A 26,091-nucleotide genomic window follows, 5' to 3' on the forward strand; every position below is an offset into this window, starting at 1 on the left:
GCGCAGACACGCGGCGACGCGACAGACACACCACTTCGCGGGCAGGCGCGCGACTTGGCACGCGGACACGCCACTACGCGCTGATTGCACGGCTTCGCGAGCAGACATGCCATTACCCGCTAAATGCGCGGCTTCGCGGACAGAGGCGCAGATGTGCGTATGGACATACGGGTGCTCACACAGACCCACCCCCACAGACAAGTACCGCAATCCCTGGCGCACCGCCGCCCCCTGCGCACGCCAGCGCCCCGTGTGCACGCCGCCGTCCCCCTGTGCGCACAGGTATCTCGGCGTGCACGCAAGGGGATGGCGGCGTGCGCGCAGGTATCTCGGCGTGCGAGCTGTCATCCTCGTGAGCGCGTCGGCGTCCGAGTGTGCGGCATCGCAGGGCGCCAGAGCCGCAGGGCCACCCGGGACCGACGACGACGCGGCCGTCCGCGGAGTAGCAGCCGTGCCCAGAGCAGTGGCCGTGCGCGGAGCAGCGGCCGTAAGCAAAGGAGCGGCCGTAAGCAGAGCAGCGGCCGTGCGCAAAGCAGCAGCCGTGCCCTAAGTGACGGTGAGGCCGGTCAGCGGACTCGGTAGTGGTATCGGTCCACGATCTCAAATCCCTCGCCACGATAGAGAGACTGCGCGGCCAGGTTCGGGGCTGTGGTGACCAGGTAGGCGAATTTCGCATCCGCATGCCGCACGAGCGCCCGGATGACCGCGCGAGCCAGTCCTCGGCGGCGGGCCTGGGGCAGGGTGGCCATGCAGTAGATCCCAAGCGTGTCACTCTGCAAAGACGCATCGTCCCGAGACGCACCGTACGTCCCGGTCTGGGGTACGGCCCGGCCGACGGCCAGCGCCACGTCGTCCTCCTCGAACGCCGCATACCAGGCGGGCACCCCGGTGCAGATGCGCTCAGCGTCCTTGAACCCGGTGCCGTAACGACCGTCCACGGCCCACCACGTCTCCAGCCAGCCCTGCCAAGGCCGGTCCTCGATCCTCACCTGGTGAGAGAGCGGAGGAACGGCGGGCGAGCCTGCCATGATGACGGTCGGATCGACCAGTTCATAGCCTCTGCGCTCCAACTCCTCGTCCAGCCCGGGCGTGGCGTTCGGCCCCAGCGAGAAGACGCAACGCTGTCCGCGCTCCCCGTAGAAGGCCTCCGCCGCCTTGATGGCCCCGTCGAGGTCGGCGGGCTCGTCCAGAGGGAGCACCGAGTTGGCCCGCTTGGTCACGCCACCGGCGTAACGGAGCACCCATCCGTCGTGAATGCGCTGCTCGTAGGCGGGCCAGGCCTCATGGACGAGAAGGTCGAAATTCACCCGCGCAGCCTAGCCGACCCACCAAAACGCCCGCCCTCCTGCATACCGGTCACCGATTGCCGGGGTTGAAGCCTCCCCGAGAACGACCTCGACGGCGTGCCGCCGGGCCGGGCGCCGACGCCCGAGCAGGCTTGGTACCGCGCCGGGGAGCTTGCGCCCGAGGCCGACGATTCAGCGAAGAACGTGGCCCAGTGGGCGCCGTTGCGGCGGCCGGCCATGTCCACCCGGTGAGCGTCACCCTGGACAGGGCCCGGCCACGGTCGGCGGGTGGTGCCCACTTGGGCCACCGTAAAAGATCGTGACAGGGACGGCGGGAAAGCCTCCGACCAGGGGCAATAAGGTAGGGGGTTGTGCTGATCCTGTTGCCGCCGTCCGAGGGGAAGGCGCCCGAAGGCAGCGGGCCGCCCGTCGGCGAGCTGTCCTTCCCCGCCCTCGACAAGGCCCGCAAGCGCGTGCTGAACGCGCTCGTACGGGCCTCCAAGCGCCGCGACGCCCTCGACGTGCTCGGCCTCACGCCCGGGCTGGCGGGCGAGCTGGCCAAGAACGCCGCCCTCAAGACCGCCCCCACCCTGCCCGCCGCCGATCTCTACACCGGCGTCCTCTACGACAACCTCGGGCTGGGGACCCTCGACGACGCGGCGCGGAGGCGGGCGGAGGAGTCGGTGCTGATCTTCTCCGGCCTGTGGGGGGTGGTGAGGATCACAGATCTCATCCCGCCGTACCGGCTCTCGATGGGCGTCAATCTCCCGCCTCTCGGCGGGCTGGCCACGTTCTGGCGGCCGTTGATCGCCAAGGAGCTGGACCGGGTCCCGGGGCTGGTGGTGGATCTCCGTTCGGCCACGTACGCGAGCGCCTGGCAGCCTGGGGCGCGGTCGGTGACGGTACGGGTGTTCCGGGACGGCAAGGTCGTCAGCCACATGGCCAAGGCGACCCGGGGCGAGATCGCCCGCGCCCTTCTGGGGCACGACGCCGCTCCGGACACCCCTGATGAGCTGGCCAAGATCCTCGATGCCCTGGGCTACACCGTCGACCTAACCGAGCCCGCCCGCGCCAACCGCCCCTGGACCCTTGATGTGCACGTCACCGACCCGGCGTAAGGGGCGCGGGCTGTCCAGGCGTGTCGCTGATCGCAGGGGCCGCCGGTTTCCCGCCCTTGGTGATGGCGCCCCTCGACGGTGACGGTCCGTAGCGACGGCCCTCCGCGGCGGGTGCGTCTTTACACCTCCGCAACCGGCGCGGGTGGCCGGTCCGTCGGGGTGCTTGAGTGCCCACGGTGGCGGGTGGGGCATGGATACGAGATCGGGCGCGGCGCATTCACCCCGGCCTCGGGCGCGTCGGAGGCGCGTTGCGGCTGCGGGCCATGATCGTCGGCAGCGTCCGCATGATCGAGGGCCGCCCGGGCGCGTCGTACGACCGCGGACGCTGGACAAGCGCGGCATCAGCGGTGTGGCGGGGCGCCCCGCATTGCGGTGGAGGGTAACGGCAGTGTGACAGGCGCCAGTGGTGCAGTGGGGGCGGTGGTAGTGCGGCTAGCCCCGTTTTCCGCATGTGAGCGATCTTCAGCGGAGGTCTCGTGGATCGATGTCGAGGAGGTCCAGGAGATGGAGTTGAAGATCGGTGGGTTGCGGGATGGTCGGGGGTGACTGCCCGATGCCCGGGATCAGCCGGATGCCGGTCAGCGCGTCCAGGACGAGCTTGCCGGTGGGAACGGCGGGCCTGCCGGCGTACAACCCGTCGACCTTGGTCGCTCCGCGGGCGGCCAGTGCGAGGCGGACTTGGCGTTCGATCAGGCAGAAGATGAGCAGGGCCAGGCAGATGACGGTGATCAGCGCGTTGATGCGGCGGTTGTTCTTGAGGTACAGGTTGGTGACGGCCAGCGGGCCTTTGAACGCCTGGTAGCGGCGCTCGACGGCTTCCTGGCCTTTGTAGTGGCGCAGCACTTGTTCGGTATCGGCCTGACGTGGGTCGAGGTTGGTCAGCAAGGCGTACCAGCCGTCGGTGGCGGCTTCAGCGTCCAGGGCGTGGGCGTCGAAGTGCCAGGCGAGGGTGGGCTTGCCGGTGAGCCGGTCGGTGCCGGTCTCAGCGGTCAGGTAGGCGCTCACCCGGCGGGCGCGGCCGATCGCGGTGATCCGGTCGGTGACCGCCTGCTCGTCGGGATAGTGGCGGCTGCCCAGGCCGCGTTCCAGCCGGGCCAGATCTTCGCGAGCCCGATCCAGCTTCTTGGCCCGGGCGCTGGCGGCCGCCTGGGCGCGGGCCGAGGAATGCACGAAGATGCGCCGCAGCCTCAGCACCGGGTCGTTCTTGCGCGGCCCGGCCAGCGTCATGGTGTCTTCGCGCACGTGCCAGACGCCGCGCCGGTCGGCGCTCTTGCCGGCGTCGCGGGCGGCGATGTAATCCACCGGCCGGGCCGTGGCCAGATCGAGGCCGGCCAGCGTCTGGGCGCTGACGAACATCTTGGAGGCGGGGGCGATGAAACCCACCTCATCGGCGATCATCGCGGCCAGGTTGGCGTAAGAGATCAGCTTGGAATCGCCGACCATGAGGACCTGCTGCGGGCCGGCCAGCCGTTGCAGGGCCTGCATAGCGCCGATGACCTGGGCCACTTCCCCTGCGGCGCCGTCGTAGGCACGGTGAAAGACCGGGATCGCGCCGTCGGAGCTGACGGCGATCCCGCTTTGGATCTGCTTCAGATCCGGCCGCCGGTCCTTGGGATGACCGAACCTGGGTCGTGCGAAGCCGGACTCGGCATCGTCGTAGTCGCCGTGCAGCGAGATCGAGGTCATGTCCCAGTGCAAGCGGGTCACGTCGATACCGAACGCCTCGATCGCGGCCAGCCCGACCGATCCGACGAGCTGATCCAGATGCGGGGCGATGGCATCCAGAGCACGCCCGATCCGGTCATCGTTCAGCAACTCGGGCTCGACGCCGAACGCCTCACCCACCGCCCACTGCCTGGCCCATGCCTGGACGTGCACCAGCGGAGCGGGCGAGGTCAGCCGGTTGGCCACCAGCACCTCGATCACCTGGCCATGAGTCAGCTCTGCGGTATCGCGTACGGGGCAGGCCGCATCCACCAGCTCCCGGATCCGCAGCCGGGAGCAGAACCCTGCCACCACCGGTAACGCTCCCAGTATCTTCTCGACACTGGCCCGACCCCACTCCGCACGCTGTCTCACCAGCCAGGTCATACCGCGACAACGATCACCACAGCAACCCAGCGATCTTCAAACAACCTCACATGCGGAAAACGGGGCTAGCCATTCGACGGTGCAGCGGCGTTCCGGTCGGGTGCGGCGGGGGCCCGTTGGGCGTGGCGGGGGTCACGTCGGTGTGGCGGGGTGGCCGGATGTGGCGGCGTGGCGCTGAGCGTGGCGGCGTGGCGTGGTGCATGAGGCGGTGGGACTGCGAGGTCATCGACGGTGCAGCGACGGCGGCATCCGTCGGTGTGGCGGGGGTGGCGGGGGTGGCGGGTGCAGTCACAGGCTCGCCGCCACCGGCAGGAGCGCGCGAGGTGCAAACGGTGCCACAGCGACCGAGGATCCGCTGGCGGTGCTGGATGCGGAGAGAGCTGTCGATGCCGCGGGGCTGGAGCGCCAGATGACGCGGTTGAGGCAGGAGAAGTGTGACAAGTCCGCCGACGAAATAAAGCTGGAGCGCCAGGCTCGCGACACGCCCCGCCCGGGGGTGGAAAAGCCGCCGCCCCGCGCGGTGGGACCGGGCGGGGCGGGGGATTCGTGCGGGGTCAGTCCAAGTAGTCCCGGAGGACCTGGGAGCGCGAGGGGTGGCGCAGCTTGGACATGGTCTTCGACTCGATCTGGCGGATGCGCTCACGGGTGACCCCGTAAACCTTGCCGATCTCGTCGAGCGTCTTCGGCTGCCCGTCGGTGAGACCGAAGCGCATCGAGACGACGCCCGCCTCCCGCTCCGACAACGTGTCGAGAACGGAGTGCAGCTGCTCCTGGAGCAGCGTGAAGCTGACGGCGTCGGCTGGGACGATGGCTTCGGAGTCCTCGATGAGGTCGCCGAACTCGCTGTCGCCCTCCTCACCCAGCGGGGTGTGGAGGGAGATGGGCTCACGGCCGTACTTCTGGACCTCGACGACCTTCTCGGGCGTCATGTCCAGCTCGCGGGCCAGCTCTTCCGGCGTGGGCTCGCGGCCCAGGTCCTGCAGCATCTGCCGCTGGACGCGGGCCAGCTTGTTGATCACTTCGACCATGTGGACCGGGATGCGGATGGTCCGCGCCTGGTCGGCCATGGCACGCGTGATCGCCTGCCGGATCCACCACGTGGCGTAGGTGGAGAACTTGTAGCCCTTGGTGTAGTCGAACTTCTCCACGGCCCTGATCAGGCCCAGGTTGCCTTCCTGGATCAGGTCGAGGAAGAGCATGCCGCGGCCGGTGTAACGCTTGGCCAGCGAGACCACGAGCCGGAGGTTGGCCTCCAGCAGGTGGTTCTTGGCCCGGCGGCCGTCCTCGGCGATCCACTCCAGCTCGGCCTTGACGTCGACCGGCAGCCCCTCGGTCTCCCCGCCGCCGAGCTGCTCCTCGGCGAACAGGCCCGCCTCGATGCGCTTGGCGAGCTCGACCTCCTGCTCGGCGTTGAGCAGGGGGACCTTGCCGATCTGCTTGAGGTAGTCCTTGACCGGGTCGGCGGTGGCGCCAGCGGCGGCCACCTGGGCGACCGGGGCGTCATCGTCGTCGTCGGAGAGGATGAGGACCTCGTCCTCGGTCTTCGCGACCGCGGCGACCTCGGAGGGCTTGGGCTCGGCGTCGGTGTCGTCGTCGGACTCGTCGTCACCTTCGGAGTCGGCGTCCTCGGCCACGATCTCGTCGTCGTCGACGTCGAGATCCTCCAGGTCCTCCAGCTCCACGTCGCCGTCGAGCTCGATGTCCTCGTCGTCGTCCGCGTCGGCCCGGGGCTCGGGCTTCGGCTTGGTCTCGGCAGGCCCAGCGCTCTTCGGCTCGGCCTTCTTGGCGGCGGCGGGAGCCGCGGCCTTCTTCGCCGCCGGGGCGGCCTTCTTGGCAGGGGCCGCCTTCTTGGCGGCCGGCTCGGCTTCAGCGGTGCCCACGACCGCGGTCACGGTCTCGGGCTGCTGCTCTTTGGCGGCCGCCGCCGTCTTGGTCTTGACGGGGGCGGCGGTGCGGCGCTTTGCTGGACCACGAGACTTCTTCGGCGCAGCCGAATCCGCGGCGGTCACCACCACGGTCACGCCCTCTTTGCTGAGGTTCCGCAAGAACGCGGCGGCGTGCGACATGGGGATGTCCGCCTCCTCGAAGGCCTGACGGACATCCTCAGACTCGAGGAAACCCTGCGAGCGCCCACGCTCGAGCAGTCGCTGAATGACGGGCTCGTTCAGCTCTTGTGGCTTCGAGCGAGTCGAACTTGCAGGCGACACGAACACCTCTCGAACGAACGCGTGGCGACTATGGACCCAGATGCCCGCTGGGGGGCTGTTGCCTCTCTCGGAGATCGGTGAGGCCGTGCGGACCGCGACGGACCTGCACAGCATTCTGGCACGACCCCGCGCTCCGTACGGCCACCTCCCGGCGGTTGACCTCCACCCTAGGCCGACCGAGACAGTAGTGCGTACGTAAGCGGGGCACTGATACCCGAAAGCAACCGTTATGACTGTTTCATTCAGTCACTCTTCGTGGCTGGCGGGACGTGAATTGCTAGCGCGGTAACGTCATCATCCTGTTCATATCCAGACAACATCCGGTCAACCAGGAAGTCCAGCAACATGTGCGGACTACTCACAACTTCAGGCGGAGCTTCGGTCACAACACTGCAAAGGTCTGCCAGTCCGGCATCCAGCCCGCGCTTCCTGTTCTCGACGAGGCCGTCGGAGTAGAGCACGGCGGTATGGCCGGGCGGCACCACGAACCGGAACTGCCTGCGACTGGTGGGCCAGCCTAGCGGAGTGCCGGGCTCGCCGTCGCACAGGATCGCCGTGCCCTGCGGCGAAACCAGGACGGGTGGCGGGTGGCCGGCCAGGGCCAGAGTGCCCTCGCCGGTGACCGGCTCCACGACCATGTACGCCAAAGTCGTGACCTGTTCTTCCTCTTCCGTGGCCTCGAAGACCCGGTCGAGCCCCGTCAGCACGGCCGCGGGCGGCGGGTTGGTCAGCGCCAGCGCCCGCATGGCGTTGCGGATGCGGCCCATGCCCGCCGCGGCCTTGACGCCCTTGCCCATGACGTCGCCGACGACCGCCGCGACCCGCCCGTCCTGCAGGACGAACGCGTCGTACCAGTCGCCGCCGACCTGGACGTGGCGGCTGCCGGAGCGGAAGCGCTGGGCCAGCACGAGGCCCTTGATCACGGGCAGGCGGTCGGGCAGCAGGCTGCGCTGCAGCGTCTCGGCGGTGCGGTGCTCGCGCTCGAACAGCGTGGCCCGCTCGACCGCCAGCGCGCACTGGCCGGCCAGCGCCTCCAGGAAGACGCCGTCCTCCTGGGAGATCTTCACCGGCCTGGTGAAGGAGAACCGGAGCGCTCCCAGAGCCCGGCCCGCCGCCAGCAGCGGCAGGCCCACCCAGGCCCGCTCGTCGCCGTGGGCGATGAAGTTGGCCAGGATCTCCTCGTCGTCGCCCGCCTCGAGCAGCTGGGCCTTCAGCGACTCGGGCGACTCGGCGAAGACCGGCCGCCGGCTGTTGACGGCCATGGTCATCACGTTGGAGTGGGACAGCGGGATCTCGTCACCGGTGATCCCGGAGGCCTCCATGATGCCCTCGCCGTTGATCAGCTTGAGCGCCGCGCGGTCGGGGTCGAGCAGCGCCACGGCCGAGCGGTCGGCGGCCAGGGCCGTGCGGCCCACGTCGATGATGACCTGCACCACCTGCTCGACCGTCAGGGCCTCGGCCAGCTGCGCGGTGGCGCCCTGGAGCCGGGCGGTGCGCAGGGCGGCGGCGCCGAGCTGGTCGGTCAGCCGGCCGCGCATCTCCTCGGCCTCGCGCTGCGGGGTGACGTCGGTGTTGGCGCCGACCCACTCGACGACCCGGCCGTGCCTGATGATCGGCACGGCGCGCACCTCGAAGTGCCGGTAGCCGCTGGCCCGGGTGCGCACGCGGTAGTTCCACTCGAACATGGTGCGCCCGCGCAGCGCCTCCCTCCAGGCCTCCTCGGTCTGCTGGCGCTCCTCGGGGTGGACGACCTCCAGCCAGCCGTTGGCGAGGTATTCCTCCAGGCCCTGGCCGGTGATGGCGCGCCACTGGGGAGCGTCCTCGACGACCGCGCCGGTGGGCGAGGTGATCCAGACGAGCTGCGACTGGGCCTCGACGAGCGAGCGGTAGCGCTCCTCGCTGCGGCGCAGCGCCTCCTCGGTCTGGCGGCTCTCGGTCACGTCGAGCCCGACGAGCGCGATGGCGCGCAACTCGCCCGCCGCCTCGTCGTGGACCGGCGAGAACGACAGCGACCAGTGCCTGGTGTCACCCTCCGCCGTCCGCACGCGTACGCGGCCCTCGGTGACGGGCGCGTCGGTCTCGATGACGGCCTGCACGGCGTGGGTGATGATCTGGCTGAGGTCGGCGGCCAGCACCTCGACCGGCAGCCTGCCGGCCATGCGCTCGGCGGGCACGTTGACGACGTCGCTGAACACGTCGTTGACCCGCTGGATGCGGCCGTCGCCGTCGAAGAACGCGAAGGCGAACTCGGCCTCCGACAGCATGCCCTTGAACAGAGCGGAGTCCGAGATGTCCACATCCGACTCCCGGGGACGGGGAACGGAGGTCTCGGCGCTCATGGTCCGCACCTCCGTCGCGTGCCAGGGTCTCCCACGCGGCACATCTCCATAACTGTGTATCGGCGTAGCGCAGCTCCGGGCGACCGGATTCTGCAGTACATCATCGGCGATGGGCAGGTGTGGACGGAAGCCCCCGTCGCGGCCCGGTCGCCTTTAGGGTCTACGCATCCTGTCAAAGTCGCTCCACGTTGCGCAGCAAGATCAGGTTACAGCGCTCGATCGCCGGGGCCGAGACCCCGGCCCCAACTACTTCGCCGCGCGCTTCGCCTCCTGCTTGAAGGCTCGCACTCGGGCCAGGCTGTCGGCGTCGACCACGTCGGCGACCGACCGGCTCGATCCCTCCTCGCCATAATGTCCGGCCGCCTCCCGCCAACCCGGCGGCTGGACCTCCAACTGCTTCCCCAGCAATGCCAGAAAAATCTGGGCCTTCTGTTTGCCGTATCCCGGCAGGGCCATCAGTCGTTTCAGCAACTCTTTGCCGTCCGCGGCGTCCGCCCACAGCTTCTCCGGCTGACCGTCGTAGTGCTCGACGAGGTAGGCGGCGAGCTCCTGGACCCGGGCCGCCATGGACTTGGGGTAGCGGTGCACGGCCGGCTTCTCGGCCAGCAGCGCCGCGAACGCCTCCGGGTCGTAGGAGGCGATCTCCCCGGCGGTCAGGTCGTGGCCCAGACGCTGGGAGATCGTATACGGCCCCGTGAACGCCCATTCCATGGGGATCTGCTGGTCGAGCAGCATGCCGACGAGCAGGGCGAGCGGGCTGCGGCCGAGGAGCTCGTCTGCCTCGCTCCGCTGGGCGAGCTGGATGCGCATGGAGACAGCTTCGCACGAATGGGCACCGGGTGAAGTGAACACAACCGCCGCGGAGCCTTGACAGCCGCCCGAGAAAAGGTGAAATGAGAGCGCAAGTCGCCCTGCCGCCATTCCTGGGGGTTTGCCCCCAGGTCTCCAGAGGAATCTCACTTCTATGCTCGCTCTGGCCACACGGTTCCTGCGGGAGCCGGTCAGTCTCAGGCTGGCCGAAGAGTTCCTGACCGTGCCCGTGGACACGATCGACCGCTGCGTGGCCGACGTGTGCGCGTGTGCGCAGCATCTCGGCGTCTCGGCGACGCCGGAGATCGTGGAGCGCATCGCTCGCGAGCATCTGCTCGCGATCGTGAACTCAGCGCCTCCGCCCCGAAGTTCCCGGTAGACAAACAAAAGCCCGGAAGTCCAGTTAAGTCCCATCCAGAACTCCCCGATAACATCGGGGTCACCAGGCCGAGTTCTACGCACCGTTTGCGCCTGGAATACGAGAGAGTGAGGGCGTGCGCCGACACCGACGAGATCCCCGGGAGAGCACCCCGCCAGACGACGTGTTCAAGGAGATGGTGCAGGCGGCTCGCGAGCTGCTCGCCGTTCGCACCCCTCTCGACGCGGAACTGATGGTCTCCGACATGATCGGGGCCTGGTGGGGCAGGCGGGTCAGGGGCGGCGACGTGGAGCAGGTGCTCGGGGAGGGACTGGTCGACTACGCCGCCAAGGCCGGCACGCCGGCCTCCCTGACGCTGCTCATCTGCCTGGCCTATCTGGGCACGGCCCGCCAGGGCGCCAAGGCCGAGGGCGCGGCGCTGGCCATGATGGAGTCGGGCGTGGCCAGGCCGGGCTGGGCCGACCGGGTGGGCGCGGTCAAGCCGGCGGGCTGTTACGTCTCCCGCGACTCCTACGGCGACCAGGACACGGTCATCTGCACCTTCGCCTACCGCTGGGACGAGGACTCGCTGCCCGTCGACCGGCACGCGCTCGTCATGGTGGTCGACTACAACATGAGCGGCATGGCCCGGGACGCCTGGGTGTCCTCGCAGGTCGACAAGCTGCTGGAGCAGGCCAGGGCCGAGGCGGCGGGCAATCCGCTGCTGCTGTTCGAGGAGCTGGAGCCCGAGCAGGCCAGGGCGCTGCTGGAGTCGGCCATGAAGGCCACCAGGGAGCCGAAGACGCCGCCGCCGGTGAGCGACAGCTACAGCGCCTACCACGCCTTCGCCCGCGCCAGGCTCAAGGCGCTGCCTCCCGGGCGCAAGCGGCCGGCGCCGCGGCACACCGAGGCCCCGTACAGCAGGGAGCGGCGGGCCATGCTGGCGGCGGAGTTCCTGGCGTCCGACGCGGCCGAGCACCTGTCCGACCCGTCGGCGGCCTCGCGCTGCGCCGACCACATCATCGACTACGGCTGCGACCAGGACTTCAACCGTCCGCTGCGGGTCAGCCCGACCAAATGTGAAACGTTCCTGCTCGACTGGCTGCCGCGCAAGGTGATGCTGAGCGTGGCCGAGCAGGAGGCGATGCCGCACGTGCTGTCGGCGTGGGTGCGCTTCGCCGCCCGCCGCACGGGCCTGCCCGAGCAGGGGCTCAAGGCCACGCTGGACGCGGTGTGGGAGGCGATCGGCAAGTTCCCCGAGGCGTACCGGGACCCGACGTCCTTCGGGCTCGACCGGCCGCTGCTGGAGCGGCTGCTGCCGGACGGCGACCTGTCGGCGCTGGCCAGGCGCGCCTTCGCCTTCCCCTACCTGCAGGGCGTGCACAACGGGATCGACCTCGACAAGCTCAACCCCGCCGACGAGGCGGACCGGCGTACGCTGCTCGAGATCGACCACGGCGGCACGATCGACCAGGAGCACCTGGCCTGGCACGAGGAGATCGCCACCCGGCTGTGGGAGGGCGACCCGCCGCAGCTGTGGGAGGCCGCGCAGCGCCTGCTCGACCTCGGTCACGACCGCCACGACGTGCTCCACGTGCTGATCGAGATCGCCGAGCGGATCGGCGGCGACCCCGACGAGCTGGCGGCGGCGCTGGACGACATCGCCGACATCCCGGACGAGTTCTAGGAACGGTCCTCTCGCTCCGTGGCGGGCCGCCGGCCGCGAGTACGCCAGGGCGAGCGCCTGGCGCATCCGTACGGCCGACACGCCCGCCTCTCCCGTCCCCGGGCGGTCCGGCCGGGGCCTGACCCGGTCCACCCTGTACGACGGGACAGGCGAAGTCGGCACCGCGATCCAGACGTTGTTCGTCGCACCGGGATAGGCGCCGAGATAGCCTCTACTGCCATGGTGATCGACCTCAACGCCGACCTGGGTGAAGGGTTCGGCGTCTGGCGGCTCGGCGACGACCTCGCGCTGCTCGACATCGTCACGAGCGCCAATGTGGCCTGCGGTTTCCACGCGGGCGACCCCGTCACGATCAGGCGCACGTGCGCGGCGGCCGTCGACCGCGGGGTGACGATCGGCGCGCAGGTGTCCTACCGCGACCTGGCGCACTTCGGGCGCAGGGAGATGGACGCCGAGCCGGAGGAGCTGTGCGCCGAGGTGCTGTACCAGCTCGCGGCCGTCGACGGCGTCGCCAGAGCCATGGGCGGCCGGGTCTCCTATGTCAAGCCGCACGGCGCGCTCTACAACCGGATCTGCCGCGACGAGGTGCAGGCGGGGGCGGTGATCGACGCGGTGGCCGACTACGACCCCTCGCTGCCGGTGCTCACGCTGCCCGGTTCGGTGGTGCACGCGGTGGCGGCGGCCGCGGGCGTCCCGACCGTGAACGAGGCGTTCGCCGACCGCGCGTACACCCCCGAGGGGGCGCTGGTGTCGCGCCGGGAGCCGGGCGCGGTCATCCACGACCCCGCCGCGGTGGCCGACCGCGCGTGCCGGATGGCCGTGGAGGGCTCCGTGACGGCCGTCGACGGTAGTTCGGTCCCGGTTTCGGCACGTTCCATCTGCGTGCACGGAGACACGCCTGACGCGGTCCGGCTGGCGCAGGGGGTGCGGGACGCGCTGCTGGCGGCCGGGGTGGTCCTGCAGGCGTTCGCGTGATCCGGGCGGCCGGGGAGCACGGGCTGCTCGTGGAGACCGGCTCGCTGGAGCTGTCTCACCGGCTGGACGCGGCGCTGCGGGCCGATCTGCCGGCCGGGGTGGTGGAGATCGTGCCGGGGCCGGAGACGGTGCTCGTGGTGGCTCCTGGGGCGGATCAGGCGCGGCTGCGGGCGCTCCTGGCGGACGTGACCGGCCGCGAGCGCGACAGGGCCGGTGTACGGGCGGCTGAGGGGGAGGTCGTGACGATTCCCGTCGTCTATGACGGCGCGGATCTCGATTCCGTCGCGGCACTGGCCGGGATCTCGGTGGACGAGGTGGTCTCCCGGCACGCGGGGCGGGAGCTGGTGGTGGGCTGGCTGGGGTTCGCGCCGGGGTTCGCCTATCTCACGGGGCTGGATCCGGTGCTGGAGACGCCGAGGCTCGACACGCCGCGCACGTCGGTGCCGGCCGGGTCGGTGGCGGTGGCGGGGCCGTACTCGGCGGTCTACCCGAGCGCCTCGCCGGGCGGGTGGCGGCTGATCGGGCGCACCTCCGTGCGGGTGTGGGACGTGACGGCCGATCCGCCCTCGCTGTTCCGGCCGGGCATGCGCGTACGGTTCCAAGCCGCATGATCGAGGTGGTGGCGGCCGGGCCGTACGCGAGCGTCCAGGATCTGGGGCGGCCGGGCCTGGCCCATCTGGGGGTGCCCCGCTCGGGGGCGGCCGACGCGCCGAGCCTGCGGCTGGCCAACAGGCTCGTGGGCAACCCGGAGGGGCTGGCGGGGATCGAGCTGACGTTCGGCATGGCGCGGCTGCTGTTCCACGACGGGGCGTGGGTGGCGCTGGCGGGCGCGCCGGTGGACAGCCCGGCGGGCATGGGGGCGCCGTTCTGGGTCGCGAAGGGCGCCGAGCTGCGGCTGGGCATGCCGGAGTGGGGGCTGCGCACCTATGTGGCCGTGCGCGGCGGGATCGCGGTGGCGCCGGTGCTCGGCAGCCGCTCCACCGACTCGCTGTCCGGGCTCGGCCCGGAGCCGCTGCGGGCGGGCACGCTGCTGCCCATGGGGCGGCCCGAAGGCGTGATCCCCGTCGACCTGGCGCCGCCGCCCGGGCCCCGGCCCGCCGTGCTGCGGGTGACGCCGGGGCCGCGGGACGACTGGTTCGTGCCGGACGCGCTGGCCGGGCTGTGCGCACGGCCGTACTCCGTGAGCCAGGACAGCAACCGCGTCGGGGTGCGGCTGAGCGGCGCCGAGCTGGTCAGGGCCAAGGAGGGCGAGCTGCCGAGCGAGGGGATGGTGACCGGGGCGATCCAGGTGCCGCCGAGCGGGCAGCCGATCGTCTTCCTCGCCGACCACCCGCCGACGGGCGGCTACCCGGTGATCGGCGTCGTACGCGAGGCGGACCTGCCGGTCGCCGCCCAGCTGCGGCCGGGCGACGAGGTGCGCTTCACAGTTCGACCTGCCCGGTGACGCAGGTCAGTACGGAGCCGCCCACCCACACGTCCCCGTCGGCGTCGGTGGAGATGTGCACCCGGCCGGAGAAGCCGAGCACCGTGCCCTGCCGGGCCACGTACGGGGCCTTGGCCCGGCCCGAGCGCAGCAGCCACTGGGCCATGGAGGCGTTGAGGCTGCCCGTCACCGGGTCCTCGATGGTGGAGCCGTGCGCGTGGGTGAAGGCCCGCACCTCGAAGTCGTACGGCGCCCCCTCGGGGTAGGGGCCCGCCACGCCGACGAAGGCGGGGACGAGGCCGGGGCGCAGCGCGAGCACGGACTCGGCGTCCGCGAGCAGCACCGCCACCCAGCCGGGGCCGTTGTCGGCCCACTCCATGTCCACGACGTCGGCGCGCTCGATCCCGAGGGATTCGACGATCTGTCCGGCCAGCGGCTCCTCCACGGGGCCCGACCGCACGAGGGGCGGCGCGTGGAAGGCGAGCCCCTCGCCGGTCCTGCGCACCCGTACCAGCCCGGCCGCGCACTCCTGGACGATCTCGCTCTCCTGGCGCGGCGCTCCCCCGGCCTCCAGCCAGGCGTGGCAGGTGCCGAGCGTCGGGTGCCCGGCGAAGGGCAGCTCCTTGGAGGCGGTGAAGATCCGCACGCGGTAGTCGGCGTCGGGCGTGGTCGGCGGTAGCACGAAGGTGGTCTCGGCCAGGTTCGTCCAGGTGGCGAACCGCTGCATCTCCTCGCTCGTCAGCCCCTGGCCGTCGAGCACGACCGCGAGCGCGTTGCCGTGGTACGGGGTGGTGGTGAAGACGTCAACCTCGGTGAAAGGGCGCAACATAATCCGGAGTCTCGCAGACAGGTCTTTTCCCGTTAACACGGCACCAGCAGACTGGACGGTGTGGCGGACTTTGATGTTGTGGTCCTGGGTTCCGGGCCAGGTGGACAGAAGGCCGCGATCGCGGCGGCGAAGCTCGGCAGGCGTGTCGCGGTGGTCGAGAAACGACACATGATCGGCGGCGTGTGCATCAACACGGGGACGATCCCCTCCAAAACCCTCAGGGAGGCCGTCCTCTATCTCACCGGGCTCAACCAGCGGGAGCTGTACGGCGCCAGCTACCGCGTCAAGGACGAGATCACGGTCACCGACCTCGGGATGCGCACCCAGCACGTGATCGGCCGCGAGATCCAGGTGATCCGCAGCCAGCTCGCCCGCAACCACGTGACGGTGCTGCAGGGCACCGGCCGGTTCCTGGACGCGCACACGATCGGGATCACGCACGAGGAGGGCAAGTCCGAGGAGACGAAGATCACCGCCGAGAAGGTCGTGATCGCCACCGGCACCTCGCCCGCCCGTCCCGACAGCGTCGAGTTCGACGACCGGACGATCATCGACTCCGACGCGATCCTGCACCTCGACCGGATCCCCGAGACCCTGGTCGTGGTGGGGGCGGGGGTCATCGGCATCGAGTACGCCTCCATGTTCGCCGCCCTCGGCACCAAGGTGACGGTGATCGAGCGGCGCGAGCGCATGCTGGAGTTCTGCGACCTGGAGATCGTCGAGGCGCTGAAGTACCACCTGCGCGACCTGGCCGTGACGTTCCGCTTCGGGGAGAACGTGGCCGCCGTCGAACGCCGCCCCGGCGGGGCGCTGACCCTGCTGGAGAGCGGCAAGAAGATCCCCGCCGACTGCGTCATGTACTCGGCCGGTCGCCAGGGCAAGACCGCCGAGCTGTGCCTGGAGGCCGCCGGACTGGCCGCCGACGCCCGCGGCCGCATCTCGGTGGACTCCAACTACGCCACCGAGGTGCCGCACATCTACGCCGTGGGCGACGTGATCGGGTTCCCCGCGCTGGCGGCCACCTCCATGGAGCAGGGGCGGGTGGCCGCGCAGCACGCGTGCGGGGAGCCGGTCGAGGACACCCGCGAGCTGCCGCCCATCGGGATCTACACCATTCCCGAGATCAGCTTCGTCGGCCGGTCGGAGGACGAGCTGACCCGGGACAAGGTGCCGTTCGAGGTGGGCATCTCGCGGTACCGGGAGCTGGCCAGGGGGCAGATCATCGGCGACTCGTACGGGATGCTCAAGCTCCTCGTCTCCCCCGAGGACCGGCGGCTGCTCGGCGTCCACGTGTTCGGCACGGGGGCGACGGAGCTCGTGCACATCGGGCAGACGGTCATGGGGTGCGGCGGGACGATCGACTACCTGGTCAACGCGGTGTTCAACTATCCGACGCTGGCCGAGTCGTACAAGGTGGCCGCGCTGGACGCCATGAACAAGATGCGGGTGGTCGCCCGGCTCACCGCCGGCATGTGATCACGACAGCGTCCACTTCTGGTCGGCGGCGCCCGTGCAGGTCCAGATCCGCAGCCGGGCGCCGTCGGCGCCGGAGTTACCGGTGCGGTCAGGGCTTGGCCGCGGTGGCCGCCTCCCAGGTGCGGAGGTACGACTCGGCGCCGGCCGCCAGGTCCCGGACGATCTCGTCGCCGGCGATGATCCGCATGTCCTCGATCCAGTCGGGCACCAGGCCGTAGTTGGCGACCCCGTCCGTGTTGACGTCCCACACCCGCTGGCCGGTGCGCAGCCGGTCCAGGAGCACGCTGCCGTCGTACGACCTGAACGGGTACGTCACCCCGTTGGCGCCTGCCCGCGGGGCCGGCAGCCTGCCCATGCCGTTGACGTCGAGGCCGTAGCCGTAGCCGGCGACCTGGTGCGCCTGCCTGGAGGGCCTGGTACGGGCCCATTCGGCGACGAAGTGCTCCGCGTCGTGGCCGTACTGAGTGATCATGCCGCCGAGGGCGTAGATCCGGTCGAAGTAGAGCGGGTCGGCCCAGCTGTGGGAGGAGATCACGCCCGGGTAGCGGGCGGCTTCGAGCAGGTCGAGCGTGCGGTCGGCGGCCTTGACGCTCATGTGGTCGAGCTCGATCAGCATGCCGCGGCGGATCATGCCCTGGACCATGTACTCGCCCAGCGCGGTCAGGCCCCTGGTGTTGCAGTGCGGGGCCGGAGGATAGACCGGCAGCGAGACGCCGGGAGGCAGCAGTCCCGCGATCGGGTCGGGCAGGACGCCGCCCGGGTCGATCGGGTTGTCGTGCTCGGGGGTCGTGCAGGTGCGGGCCTGCCAGAAGGAGCCGGTGCCGAGGAAGTTGCCCAGGTTGACGATCGCGCCCTGGGTGCCGGAGTCGAACCGTACGCCGCACAGGGCGTTGTCGTACTTGTGGCAGACGAACATGCTGCGTACGCCCAGCGCGTACATCTCGTCCAGGCCGCGGTCGATCTGCGCCTTGGTGCACTGGGGGATGCCCAGGATCTGGCGGCAGCCGAACGGCTCGGAGGTCTCGATCCCCAGGACCACGGCCAGCTTGCCGTCCTGGATGACCTGCCGGGCCTCGGCCGGATCGTCCACGATCCGGAACCAGCCCCTGCCCGGCCCGCCCTGCTCGGCGTCGATGTGATCCTGCAGCTCCCTGGCCCGCTGGGCCTGGAGCCTGATGGTGGTCATCTCGTCGCACGAGTTCTTCTTCAGGGGATAGATCGCGCACAGCTGGCGGTTGGCCACCAGGTCGTTCACCAGGATCCGCAGCCCGCCCCGCCAGGCGCGCTCGACCCAGGTGTAGTACGCCTGCTGGTGGGTCAGCGAGTCGTACGCCGGCCAATCCCTGAACGTGGGCCAGCCGACGGGGTCGTGGGTGCCGGTGACCGTGCCCCTGCGGGTGAAGTTCTCGAACCAGGCCAGCTCGCCGTTGGGGTAGTGGTCCGGGCAGTCGGCCAGCGCCTTGGCGATGCCGTCCGGGTCGAACGGCTTGCCGCACATGAGCCTGCCTCCGAACGCCTCGTAGGAGAAGAGGTGGCTGTGGGCGTCGATGAAACCGCTGACCTGGTCTGCCGTGGTGGTGGTCGTGGCGGTGGCTGCCGGCTGGGGGATCACCAGGGTGCCGGCGAGGAGGAGCACGAGGACGATCAACCGGTGGGCTGAGCGGCGCGGCATGGGGCACCTCACGGGGCTGGGGATACCGGGGGCTCACCCACCAGCATCCGCCGCGCCCGCATACCCAACAAGACCCAAACATGAGCCCATCTCACATGCCCTGCACCACCTACCGCCAAGGGCCGGGGCGGGTCAGTCGGAGGCTGGGCGGCGGGTGCGGGGTGGGGGTTTCTTGCGGCCGGCGACCAGGGTGTCGCCCGGGACCGGGGCGGGGTCCTCCGTGCGCCTCGTCTCCCCGCTCTTGGCGCGCGGCCGGGGATGGGGCGCCGTGTCCTCCGTGGCGGCGGGGTCCGCGGGCTCCTCCTGCCGCTCAGTTTCGGGAGCCCGCGACTTGTCCGAAGCCGGCGACGTGTCGGGGTCCCGGAGCGAGGCGATGACGCGGTCCGCCTCCGTGTCGGCCGCGAACTCGTTCGCCGCCTCCGACTCCCTCCGCCTGATCACCACCATGTGGTCCACCGACGCCCGCCCCGCGCCCACCACGGCGAGCAGGAGGGAGGCGACGCCGAGGAGGACGAGCTCGTTCAGGCTGATGGGGTTGAGCGGCGTGGCCACCACGAAGACCCCCAGCGCCTCGGCGAAGAGGATCAGGCCCGTGACCGAGACGGCCAGGCCCGCGATCAGCAGCGCGCCGCCGATGAGCTCGGTGAGCATGGTCACCGTGGCCCAGGCGCCGGGTGCGGGAGCGCCCTGCGCTTGAAACTTCGCCCCGGTGGCCTTCAAGCCGTCTTCCAGCTTGGTCCAGCCGTTCGCGAAGAAGATGCCGCCCACGCCGACGCGGGCGACTAAAGCAGCAAGATCACGCAGGGCCTGTTTCACGGTACTTGTCTGCCCTAATCGGGCCATGGCACACCTCAATCACGGCGGAGCAGCATGGCCACCGCGACGGCGGTCAGGCTGAGCAGGACGACGCTCACGACCACGGTCGTGTGCAGGGCGTTCACGAAGGCCCACCGGGCGGCGTCGAGCAGGGCGCCGCCCGCGCTGCCGCCCACCTCGTGCGCGACGTGCGCCGCGCCCGCGAGCGACTGCCTGGCCTTGTCCATGCCGGTGGCGGACACGCCGGGCACGGAGTGCAGGCCGGGGGCGTACACGATGGCGGTGATCGTGCCGAGCACGGCCACGCCCAGGCCGGCGCCCAGTTCGTACGCGGTCTCCTCGATGGCCGCGGCCCCGCCCGCCTGGGACTCCGACGCCGCGGACATGATCGTGTCGGAGGCGGCCAGCAGCGCGACCTGGACCCCGAACCCGATGCCCACGAAGCAGAACGCCAGCATCACGGGATGCCCCTCGACGCCCCAGGAAAGCGTGGGGGTGAGGGAGAGCGCGACGAGCCCGAGCCCGCCGCTCATCGTGGTCCGCATCCCGATGCGCGGCAGGATGTGGGCGGCGGCGAGCCCGCCGGAGATGGCCGAGATCACCAGCGGCAACATCCTGACCGCCGCGCGCAGGGGGCTGTCGCCGAGCACGAGCTGCAGGTATTGGGCGAGCATGAGCTGCAGGCCCACCAGCGCGAACACGCCGAGCAGCACGCCGGCCACCCCGGTCGCGAACTCGCGCCGCCGGAACAGCCCGACCTCCAGCAGCGGGTGGCGCAGGCGCGACTGGCGGCGTACGAACAGGAAGAGCAGCCCCAGCCCGGCCAGGAACACCAGCACCGACGCCCACAGCGGCATCAGGCTGCCCGAGCCCGCCTCCTTCAGCCCGAACGCCAGCGCCAGGATGCCGAGCACCGACAGCACCGCGCTCACGCCGTCCCATCCCCTGTCCTTGCGCCCCGGCGAGTCCGGCAGCAGGCGGACGGCGGCGGGGATCAGCGCCAGCAGGATCGGTACGTTGATCAGGAAGACGGCGCCCCACCAGATGCCGACGAGCACGCCGCCGACGAGCGGGCCGACGGCCGCGCCGGCCGCCGCCACCGCGCTCCAGACGCCCAGCGCGATGGCGCGCTCGCGCCTGTCGGTGAAGATCTGGCGGATCAGGGACAGCGTGGCCGGCATGATCATCGCTCCGCCGATGCCGAGCAGCGCCCTGGCCAGGATCAGCGTCAGCGGCGTCGGGGCGAACGCGGCCCCGAGCGAGGCCAGGCCGAACAGTACGTAGCCGCACAGCACCAGCCGTTTGCGCCCGTACCGGTCGCCGAGCGTGCCGAACATGATCAGCAGCGGCGCGACCACCAGCGAATAGATGTCGATGATCCACAGCAGTTGCACCGCGGACGGCTCCAGCGCGGCCGTGAGCGCGGGCACCGCGATGTGCAGGACGGTCGCGTCGACGGTGATCAGCAGCAGGCTCACGCAGAGCAGCACGAGAATGGACCAGCGGCGGTCCCCGTGCTTCCGATCGGCAGTCCGTACGAGGGGTGCGGCCTGTGTGACGGTCATGGGCCTCCTTGCAGGCCGATCCGTTGACAGGGCCCGCACATGCTCTTTGGTCGGCGGCGAGAGCCCGGCTCGACGCTCGCTCCTCCCGAGCTCCTGCGCCTCGACACCTCGCACTCCGGCTTGCGTCGCAGCTTAGGGCATGTCCAGCACTTGTCATAGCAGTATCGACTGATCCACAGATGCCCCAGTACCTCTCTAGAGAGATACAGCCATATGTCGGTATCTATCCAGCATTCGCCCTCGACAGGATCATGGACACCGTGGGGAGAGACGAAAGTGACCTAAAAGGCGATATTTCCGATCGATCCTCACGTGAATGGTGTGACGAGGCCCTGGCCAGGCTGAACGCGGGCCGTCCCGAGTCCGCGCTCGACGCCGCCCGCCGCGCGGCCGACCTGGATCCGGGCGCGGAATGGGCGTACCGGCTCATCAGCCTCGCCCACGAGCGGCTGGGCCGCGACGCCGACGCGCTGCCCGCCGCCGAACGCGCCGTGGAGCTGGCCGGCGGCTCCTGGCCGGCCCGCCTGCGCCTGGCCGCGAGCCTGCGCCGCTCCCCCGGCCGCTGGCGGGAGGCGGTGGAGCACGCCACGCTGGCCGGGAAGTTCGCGCCGGAGCGGCCCGACCCGTGGGTCATGCTGGGCGACCTGGCCCTGCTGGGCGGCGACCACGCCCGCGCCGAGCGGTCGTACCGGGCCGCGCTCGCCGTCGACCCCGCCGATCCCCAGGCCCGCATGAACCTCGGCCTGTCCCTGCTGCGCTGGGACCGCCCCCGCCCGCACCACGACCCCGCCTGGCCGGTCGACCCGCGCGAGACGGGCCGGGTCAGGCGGGCGCTCGAGGTCTGGTCCCGCCAGGCCCGCCTGCTGGTCGCGCTCGCCACGCTCGCGATCGCCGGGGCCGCGCTCCTGCTCGACCGGGGCGCCCAGGCCCAGCTCGGCGGGTTCGCCGTGCTGGTGCTCCTGGCGCCGCTCACGGTCAGGCAGGCGCGGCGGGTGGGCCTGTGGTCGTACGTGCCCCCGATGCTCTGCCGGGATCCCTGGCTCGGCGCGGCGGTGGTGTCGGCGGCCGTGTCGGTGGTCGCGTTCGCCGCCTGGCTGCTGCTGGGGGCGGTGCCGTCCGTTCCGTCCGCGCTCGACCCGGTCTGGGCGGGACTGGCGGGCATCGTGGTGCTGGGATGGCCCGCGCTGGCCGCCGTACGGGCGCTGGCCGAGACGTGGCGTGGCCGCCCGCTTTCGGCGATGGCCGAGACCATGCGCGCCCGGGAGGCTCGGGAGCACGTCCACGCGGCGCAGATCGACCGCACCGCCCGCAGGAACGCCGGCGTGCTGCTCTGGATCGTGCTCGGCAGGACCTGGTCCGTGCTGGTCCCGCTGGTGGGCGGGGCGCTCGCGGTGGAGCCCAGGGCCGCCGTCGCCGCCGTGGCGGTGCCGTACCCGATGGTGCGCGGCTACCTGCGCGCCCGCCCCCGCGGCGACCGGTGGCTGCCCGCCGCGACGGCGCTCGTCGTCCTGGCCGCGGCCGCCTGCGCGGCGGGCGGGCTGCTGGGGGCCTGGCGGGCCGAGCCCGCGGCGACGTGGGCGTGGCGGGCCGGGCTGGGCGCGCTCGCGGCGGCGCTGGCCGTGTTCGGGGCGCGGGCGGCGCGTGCCTGGTGGCGGGGCGGGCCGGGCCCGTGGCGGACCTCACTGATCATGTGCGACCTGCCCGTGGGCGCCGAGCCGTCCGTCGCGCTGGCGCCGGAGGTGCGCCAGACCTTCTCGTACGCCCGCAGCATCGTCCTTTCCTACGGCGACGCCCACGGTCCCCGGGTCGCCGGCGCGGTGGCGACCGTCACCTCGTCGGGCGAGCTCCGGGTGATCACCGAGCTGGGGGCATGGGACGCCGTCGAGAACGACCCGAGGGTGGCGGTGTTCGCGGCGGACCCGCTGCAGCGGCGGTTCTGGGTGGAGGTACGCGGGATCGCCCTGCCCGACTCCGGCGCCCTGCGCGTCACCCCCAAACAAGTGCTCGTCGGCGAATTCCCTGGGCGACACCAGCGCTAGAATCTTGTTCTATGCGTATCCTGCGCACGCCGGAAGAGCGCTTCGCCGACCTGCCCGACTTCCCCTACGAGCCCCGCTACGCCGACGTCCCCGACGGCCTGCGGATGGCGTACGTCGAGGCGGGCCCCGCCGACGGCGAGCCCGTCGTGCTCCTGCACGGCGAGCCGAGCTGGTCGTTCCTCTACCGGCACGTCATGCCCGAGCTGGCCGCGGCCGGGCTGCGCGCGATCGCGGTGGACCTCGTCGGGTTCGGCCGCTCGGACAAGCCCGCCGACCGGGCCGAGCACACCTACGCCAGGCACGTCGAGTGGACCCGCGCGCTGCTGCTGGACGCGCTCGGGTTGAGCCGCGTCACCGTCGTCGGGCAGGACTGGGGCGGCCTGATCGGGCTGCGGATCGCCGCCGAGCACCCCGGCAGCGTCGCCAGGATCGTGGCCGCCAACACGGGCTTGCCCACGGGTGACATTCCCATGCCCGAGGTGTGGCACCGGTTCAGGAACGCCGTGCTCAAGGCCCCGGTGCTGGACATCGCCCGGCTCGTCCAGGCCGGCTGCAAAACGGAGCTGTCCGAGGAGGTCCGCGCGGCCTACGACGCGCCGTTCCCCGACGAGTCGTACAAGGCGGGCCCTCGCGCCATGCCGAGCCTCGTCCCGATCACGCCCGACGACCCGGCCGCGCCCGCCAACCGCGCTGCCTGGCAGGTTCTCACGACACTCGATCGGCCCTTCCTCGTGGCGTTCTCCGACGGCGATCCGATCACCGGGGACATGGCGCCCATTCTGCTCAAGTCGATCTCAGGCACGTCCGGCCTGCGGCATCCCGTCATCAAGGGCGCCGGGCACTTCCTGCAAGAGGACGCGGGGGCCGAACTCGGGCGGCAGATCGCCGCTTTCGTGACCTCCACCTAGCGTGTCAGGAGCGCCCAATCGTCGGTCCGGTGCGGTATAACCGGGGGCGGACCGGGGAGGCGTGATGCAGGAGTCCGGCAGGGCCCAGGCCGCGGGGCGGGCCGTGGCGCGGGATCTGTTCGAGAAGGTTCGGCTGCGTTATTACCAGATTCCCCCGGCCGTGCGCCGGGTCCTCTACGTGGTGGTGCTGGTCGCCGTCATGGGCCTGGGAGCGGCGCTCGGGTGGAATCTGCTCAACACCTTCCCCCTCGTCCTGCTGGGGCTCGCGTTCGTCGCGCTGACCATGCGCTTCCCCCGCGCCGCCGCCACCGTGCTGGTGGTCGCCGGCTGGGTCGTGCTGACGCTGCCCGTCTTCTCCGGCCTGTTCCCCGCGGGCTCCGGGTCGGTGCACCTGATGGTCGCGCTGGCCCTGCCCGCCGCGGCGGGCGCCCACCTCATCCGCTGGGTGGCGCCCTGGGTGACCACGCTGCTGGCGCTCGCCCCCGCCGGCGTGCTGGCCGTGCCGCTCTCGTTCGTCTCGGCGAACGTGGCGGTCTGGGCGGCGTACGCGGTGGCCGCCGCGGTGCTGGTCTACCGGTTCGTGCTGGCCCGCAAGGTCAGGGCGGAGAGCGCCGCGGCCGAGGAGCAGCAGGTGCGCGTCAGGGCGCGCGAGGGCAGGCCCGAGTCCCCGCAGGACAAGCAGGGCGGGCCCCCGCAGATCTCCGTCGAGGAGGCGCTCAGCGAGCTGGAGAGCATGGTCGGCCTGGCGCCCGTCAAGGAGCAGGTGCGCTCGATCGCCGCCTCCATCGAGGCGTCCCGGCTGCGCGCCGAGGCCGGCTACACCACCGAGCGGCCCACCAGGCACTTCGTCTTCCTCGGCCCGCCCGGCACCGGCAAGACCAGCGTCGCCCGCGCCCTCGCCAAGATCTTCTACGCGTTCGGCCTGCTGGAGACCCCCTACGTCGTCGAGGCACAGCGGGCCGACCTGGTGGGCGAGTTCCTGGGCGCGACCGCGATCAAGACCAACGAGCTGGTCGACCGGGCCCTGGGCGGCGTGCTCTTCATCGACGAGGCGTACGGGCTGGTCAACTCCTCCGACGGGCAGCCCGACAGGTTCGGCGCCGAGGCCGTGCAGACGCTGCTCAAGCGCGCCGAGGACGACCGCGAGCGGCTGATCATCATCCTGGCCGGCTACGAGCAGGAGATGGGCGCGTTCCTGTCCAGCAATCCCGGGCTGGCCAGCCGGTTCGCCACCCGGGTGCGCTTCCCCGGCTACTCCCCCGCCGAGCTGGTCGAGGTCACCGAGCTGCTCCAGCGGCGCCGGGGCGACACGATGGACGCCGAGACCAGGCGGGTGCTGCTCGGCCTGTTCGAGGACGTGCACCGGCGCGGCCTGGTCGACGAGCTGGGCAACGCCAGGTTCGCGCGCAGCCTGGTCGAGGCCGCCGCGCAGGCCCGCGACGTGCGCGTGGTGGGCGCCGGCGGCACCCCCACCACCGAGGACCTGGTGACCACCACCACGCCCGACGTGACCAAGGCGTTCGAGGAGCTGACCGCGCGCTTCCGCGGCTACGTCGCCACCCCCACGCTGGAGGAGGCGCTGGCCGACCTCGACGGGATGGCGGGCCTCGCGCCGGTCAAGCGGCAGGTCCACGCCATCGCGGCCCAGCTCCAGATGGCCCGCATGCGGCAGGAGCGGGGGCTGCCCACCCCGCCGCAGATGCGGCACTTCGTGTTCGCCGGCCCGCCCGGCACCGGCAAGACCACGGTCGCCAGGGTCATCGGCCGCATCTTCGCCGCGCTCGGCCTGCTGGCCAGGCCCGACGTGGTCGAGGCGCACCGCGCCGACCTGGTCGGCCAGCACCTCGGCGCCACCGCGATCAAGACCAACGAGCTGGTCGACCGGGCCCTGGGCGGCGTGCTCTTCATCGACGAGGCCTACAGCCTGGTCAACCCCGGCTACCAGGGCGGCGACGCGTTCGGCGCCGAGGCCGTGCAGACCCTGCTCAAGCGGGCCGAGGACGACCGCGACCGGCTCGTCATCGTGCTGGCCGGCTACGAGCGCGAGATGGACGCCTTCCTGGCCACCAACCCCGGCCTGGCCAGCCGGTTCAACCAGCGCGTGGCCTTCCCCAGCTATTCGCCCCGCGAGCTGTCCGAGATCGCGGTGCGGCTGGCGGAGCAGGCCGGCGACACCTTCGACGAGGAGGCGCTGCGCGACCTCGACGACGTGTTCGCCTGGGTGTGCGAGGAGCGGCTGATCGACGGGCTCGGCAACGGGCGCTTCGCCAGGTCGCTGTTCGAGCGCGCCGCCATGCGCCGCGACGTGCGGCTGGCCGCCCACGCCTCGCGCGGCGGGTCCGCCAGCTCGGCCGACCTGACCACGATCACGAGCGAGGACGTCCGCACCGCCGTGGACGAGCTTTCCGGACGCTGACCATCTCCGGATCCGACCATCTTCGGCGGTTCCCTGCGCGCGACCCGTCACATGGTGTAGCAATATAACTACGTGC

19 protein-coding genes are annotated in these 26,091 nt (G+C 71.3%); 10 read left to right on the top strand and 9 right to left on the bottom strand.

What is annotated here, in order from left to right; all coding sequences use genetic code 11:
- Nucleotides 1–566: 566 nt before the first annotated feature.
- On the bottom strand, nucleotides 567–1,307 hold the full coding sequence (locus HD596_RS65470) for a GNAT family N-acetyltransferase (RefSeq protein ID WP_185078013.1): 741 nt from the start codon (nucleotides 1,305–1,307) through the stop codon (nucleotides 567–569).
- Nucleotides 1,308–1,657: 350 nt separating this feature from the next.
- Here HD596_RS65470 and HD596_RS59005 point away from each other — a divergent pair, with 350 nt between their 5' ends.
- Entirely contained in the window at nucleotides 1,658–2,404 is a 747-nt protein-coding gene (locus HD596_RS59005) for a YaaA family protein (RefSeq protein WP_185078014.1), read from the top strand.
- Nucleotides 2,405–2,866: 462 nt separating this feature from the next.
- On the opposite strand, the gene HD596_RS63420 is transcribed toward HD596_RS59005, so the two are convergent.
- The 4 genes from HD596_RS63420 to HD596_RS59025 form a co-directional block, all read right to left on the bottom strand.
- Nucleotides 2,867–4,495 (bottom strand): IS1634 family transposase, encoded by a 1,629-nt coding sequence (locus HD596_RS63420; protein WP_185078015.1) that lies wholly within the window; start codon nucleotides 4,493–4,495, stop codon nucleotides 2,867–2,869.
- 554 nt (nucleotides 4,496–5,049) lie between these two features.
- Entirely contained in the window at nucleotides 5,050–6,702 is a 1,653-nt protein-coding gene (locus tag HD596_RS59015) for an RNA polymerase sigma factor (RefSeq protein WP_185078016.1), read from the bottom strand.
- 242 nt (nucleotides 6,703–6,944) lie between these two features.
- Nucleotides 6,945–9,041 carry a SpoIIE family protein phosphatase gene (locus HD596_RS59020; protein WP_185078017.1) on the bottom strand — a complete coding sequence of 699 codons (2,097 nt, stop codon included), beginning with the start codon at nucleotides 9,039–9,041 and terminating at the stop codon, nucleotides 6,945–6,947.
- 246 nt (nucleotides 9,042–9,287) lie between these two features.
- The gene (locus HD596_RS59025; RefSeq protein WP_185078018.1) at nucleotides 9,288–9,851 is read right to left on the bottom strand and encodes an HhH-GPD-type base excision DNA repair protein; all 564 of its coding nucleotides are present in this window, start codon (nucleotides 9,849–9,851) and stop codon (nucleotides 9,288–9,290) included.
- Between the two features lie 154 nt (nucleotides 9,852–10,005).
- On the opposite strand from HD596_RS59025, the gene HD596_RS59030 reads away from it, so the two are divergent.
- From HD596_RS59030 to HD596_RS59050, 5 genes are all read left to right on the top strand, one after another.
- Entirely contained in the window at nucleotides 10,006–10,230 is a 225-nt protein-coding gene (locus HD596_RS59030) for a hypothetical protein (RefSeq protein ID WP_185078019.1), read from the top strand.
- Nucleotides 10,231–10,405: 175 nt separating this feature from the next.
- Nucleotides 10,406–11,896 carry a hypothetical protein gene (locus HD596_RS59035; RefSeq protein ID WP_221521391.1) on the top strand — a complete coding sequence of 497 codons (1,491 nt, stop codon included), beginning with the start codon at nucleotides 10,406–10,408 and terminating at the stop codon, nucleotides 11,894–11,896.
- Between the two features lie 219 nt (nucleotides 11,897–12,115).
- A complete protein-coding gene (locus tag HD596_RS59040; RefSeq protein WP_185078020.1) occupies nucleotides 12,116–12,871 on the top strand; it encodes a LamB/YcsF family protein in 756 nt (251 codons plus the stop codon).
- Nucleotides 12,868–13,482, top strand: coding sequence for a 5-oxoprolinase subunit B family protein (locus tag HD596_RS59045; protein ID WP_185078021.1), 615 nt, complete (start codon nucleotides 12,868–12,870; stop codon nucleotides 13,480–13,482). The genes HD596_RS59040 and HD596_RS59045 overlap by 4 nt, the downstream gene beginning before the upstream one ends.
- A complete protein-coding gene (locus HD596_RS59050) occupies nucleotides 13,479–14,315 on the top strand; it encodes a 5-oxoprolinase subunit C family protein (RefSeq protein ID WP_185078022.1) in 837 nt (278 codons plus the stop codon). The genes HD596_RS59045 and HD596_RS59050 overlap by 4 nt, the downstream gene beginning before the upstream one ends.
- On the opposite strand, the gene HD596_RS59055 is transcribed toward HD596_RS59050, so the two are convergent.
- Nucleotides 14,293–15,123: a PhzF family protein gene (locus tag HD596_RS59055; protein ID WP_185078023.1), complete on the bottom strand. Its 831-nt coding sequence runs from the start codon at nucleotides 15,121–15,123 to the stop codon at nucleotides 14,293–14,295. The two genes, HD596_RS59050 and HD596_RS59055, sit on opposite strands and share 23 nt — an antisense overlap.
- Before the next feature lie 60 nt (nucleotides 15,124–15,183).
- Here HD596_RS59055 and sthA point away from each other — a divergent pair, with 60 nt between their 5' ends.
- Complete coding sequence (sthA, locus tag HD596_RS59060) at nucleotides 15,184–16,599, top strand: Si-specific NAD(P)(+) transhydrogenase (RefSeq protein ID WP_185078024.1); 1,416 nt, start codon at nucleotides 15,184–15,186, stop codon at nucleotides 16,597–16,599.
- 88 nt (nucleotides 16,600–16,687) lie between these two features.
- Here the strand turns inward: sthA and HD596_RS59065 are convergent, their stop codons facing one another.
- From HD596_RS59065 to HD596_RS59075, 3 genes are all read right to left on the bottom strand, one after another.
- The gene (locus HD596_RS59065; RefSeq protein ID WP_185078025.1) at nucleotides 16,688–18,271 is read right to left on the bottom strand and encodes a membrane dipeptidase; all 1,584 of its coding nucleotides are present in this window, start codon (nucleotides 18,269–18,271) and stop codon (nucleotides 16,688–16,690) included.
- 132 nt (nucleotides 18,272–18,403) lie between these two features.
- Nucleotides 18,404–19,087 (bottom strand): DoxX family protein, encoded by a 684-nt coding sequence (locus HD596_RS59070; RefSeq protein ID WP_221520105.1) that lies wholly within the window; start codon nucleotides 19,085–19,087, stop codon nucleotides 18,404–18,406.
- Between the two features lie 35 nt (nucleotides 19,088–19,122).
- Nucleotides 19,123–20,652 carry an MFS transporter gene (locus HD596_RS59075; protein ID WP_185078027.1) on the bottom strand — a complete coding sequence of 510 codons (1,530 nt, stop codon included), beginning with the start codon at nucleotides 20,650–20,652 and terminating at the stop codon, nucleotides 19,123–19,125.
- A 260-nt stretch (nucleotides 20,653–20,912) separates the two neighbouring features.
- Here HD596_RS59075 and HD596_RS59080 point away from each other — a divergent pair, with 260 nt between their 5' ends.
- The 3 genes from HD596_RS59080 to HD596_RS59090 all read left to right on the top strand — a co-directional run bounded on the left by HD596_RS59080 (nucleotide 20,913) and on the right by HD596_RS59090 (nucleotide 26,015).
- Nucleotides 20,913–22,691, top strand: a complete 1,779-nt coding sequence (locus HD596_RS59080; protein WP_246555531.1) for a tetratricopeptide repeat protein — start codon at nucleotides 20,913–20,915, stop codon at nucleotides 22,689–22,691.
- Nucleotides 22,692–22,702: 11 nt separating this feature from the next.
- On the top strand, nucleotides 22,703–23,599 hold the full coding sequence (locus HD596_RS59085; protein ID WP_185078029.1) for a haloalkane dehalogenase: 897 nt from the start codon (nucleotides 22,703–22,705) through the stop codon (nucleotides 23,597–23,599).
- 64 nt (nucleotides 23,600–23,663) lie between these two features.
- A complete protein-coding gene (locus HD596_RS59090) occupies nucleotides 23,664–26,015 on the top strand; it encodes an AAA family ATPase (protein WP_185078030.1) in 2,352 nt (783 codons plus the stop codon).
- Nucleotides 26,016–26,091 lie beyond the last annotated feature (76 nt).

Source organism: Nonomuraea jabiensis (assembly GCF_014204795.1).
GTDB classification, from domain to species: domain Bacteria; phylum Actinomycetota; class Actinomycetes; order Streptosporangiales; family Streptosporangiaceae; genus Nonomuraea; species Nonomuraea jabiensis.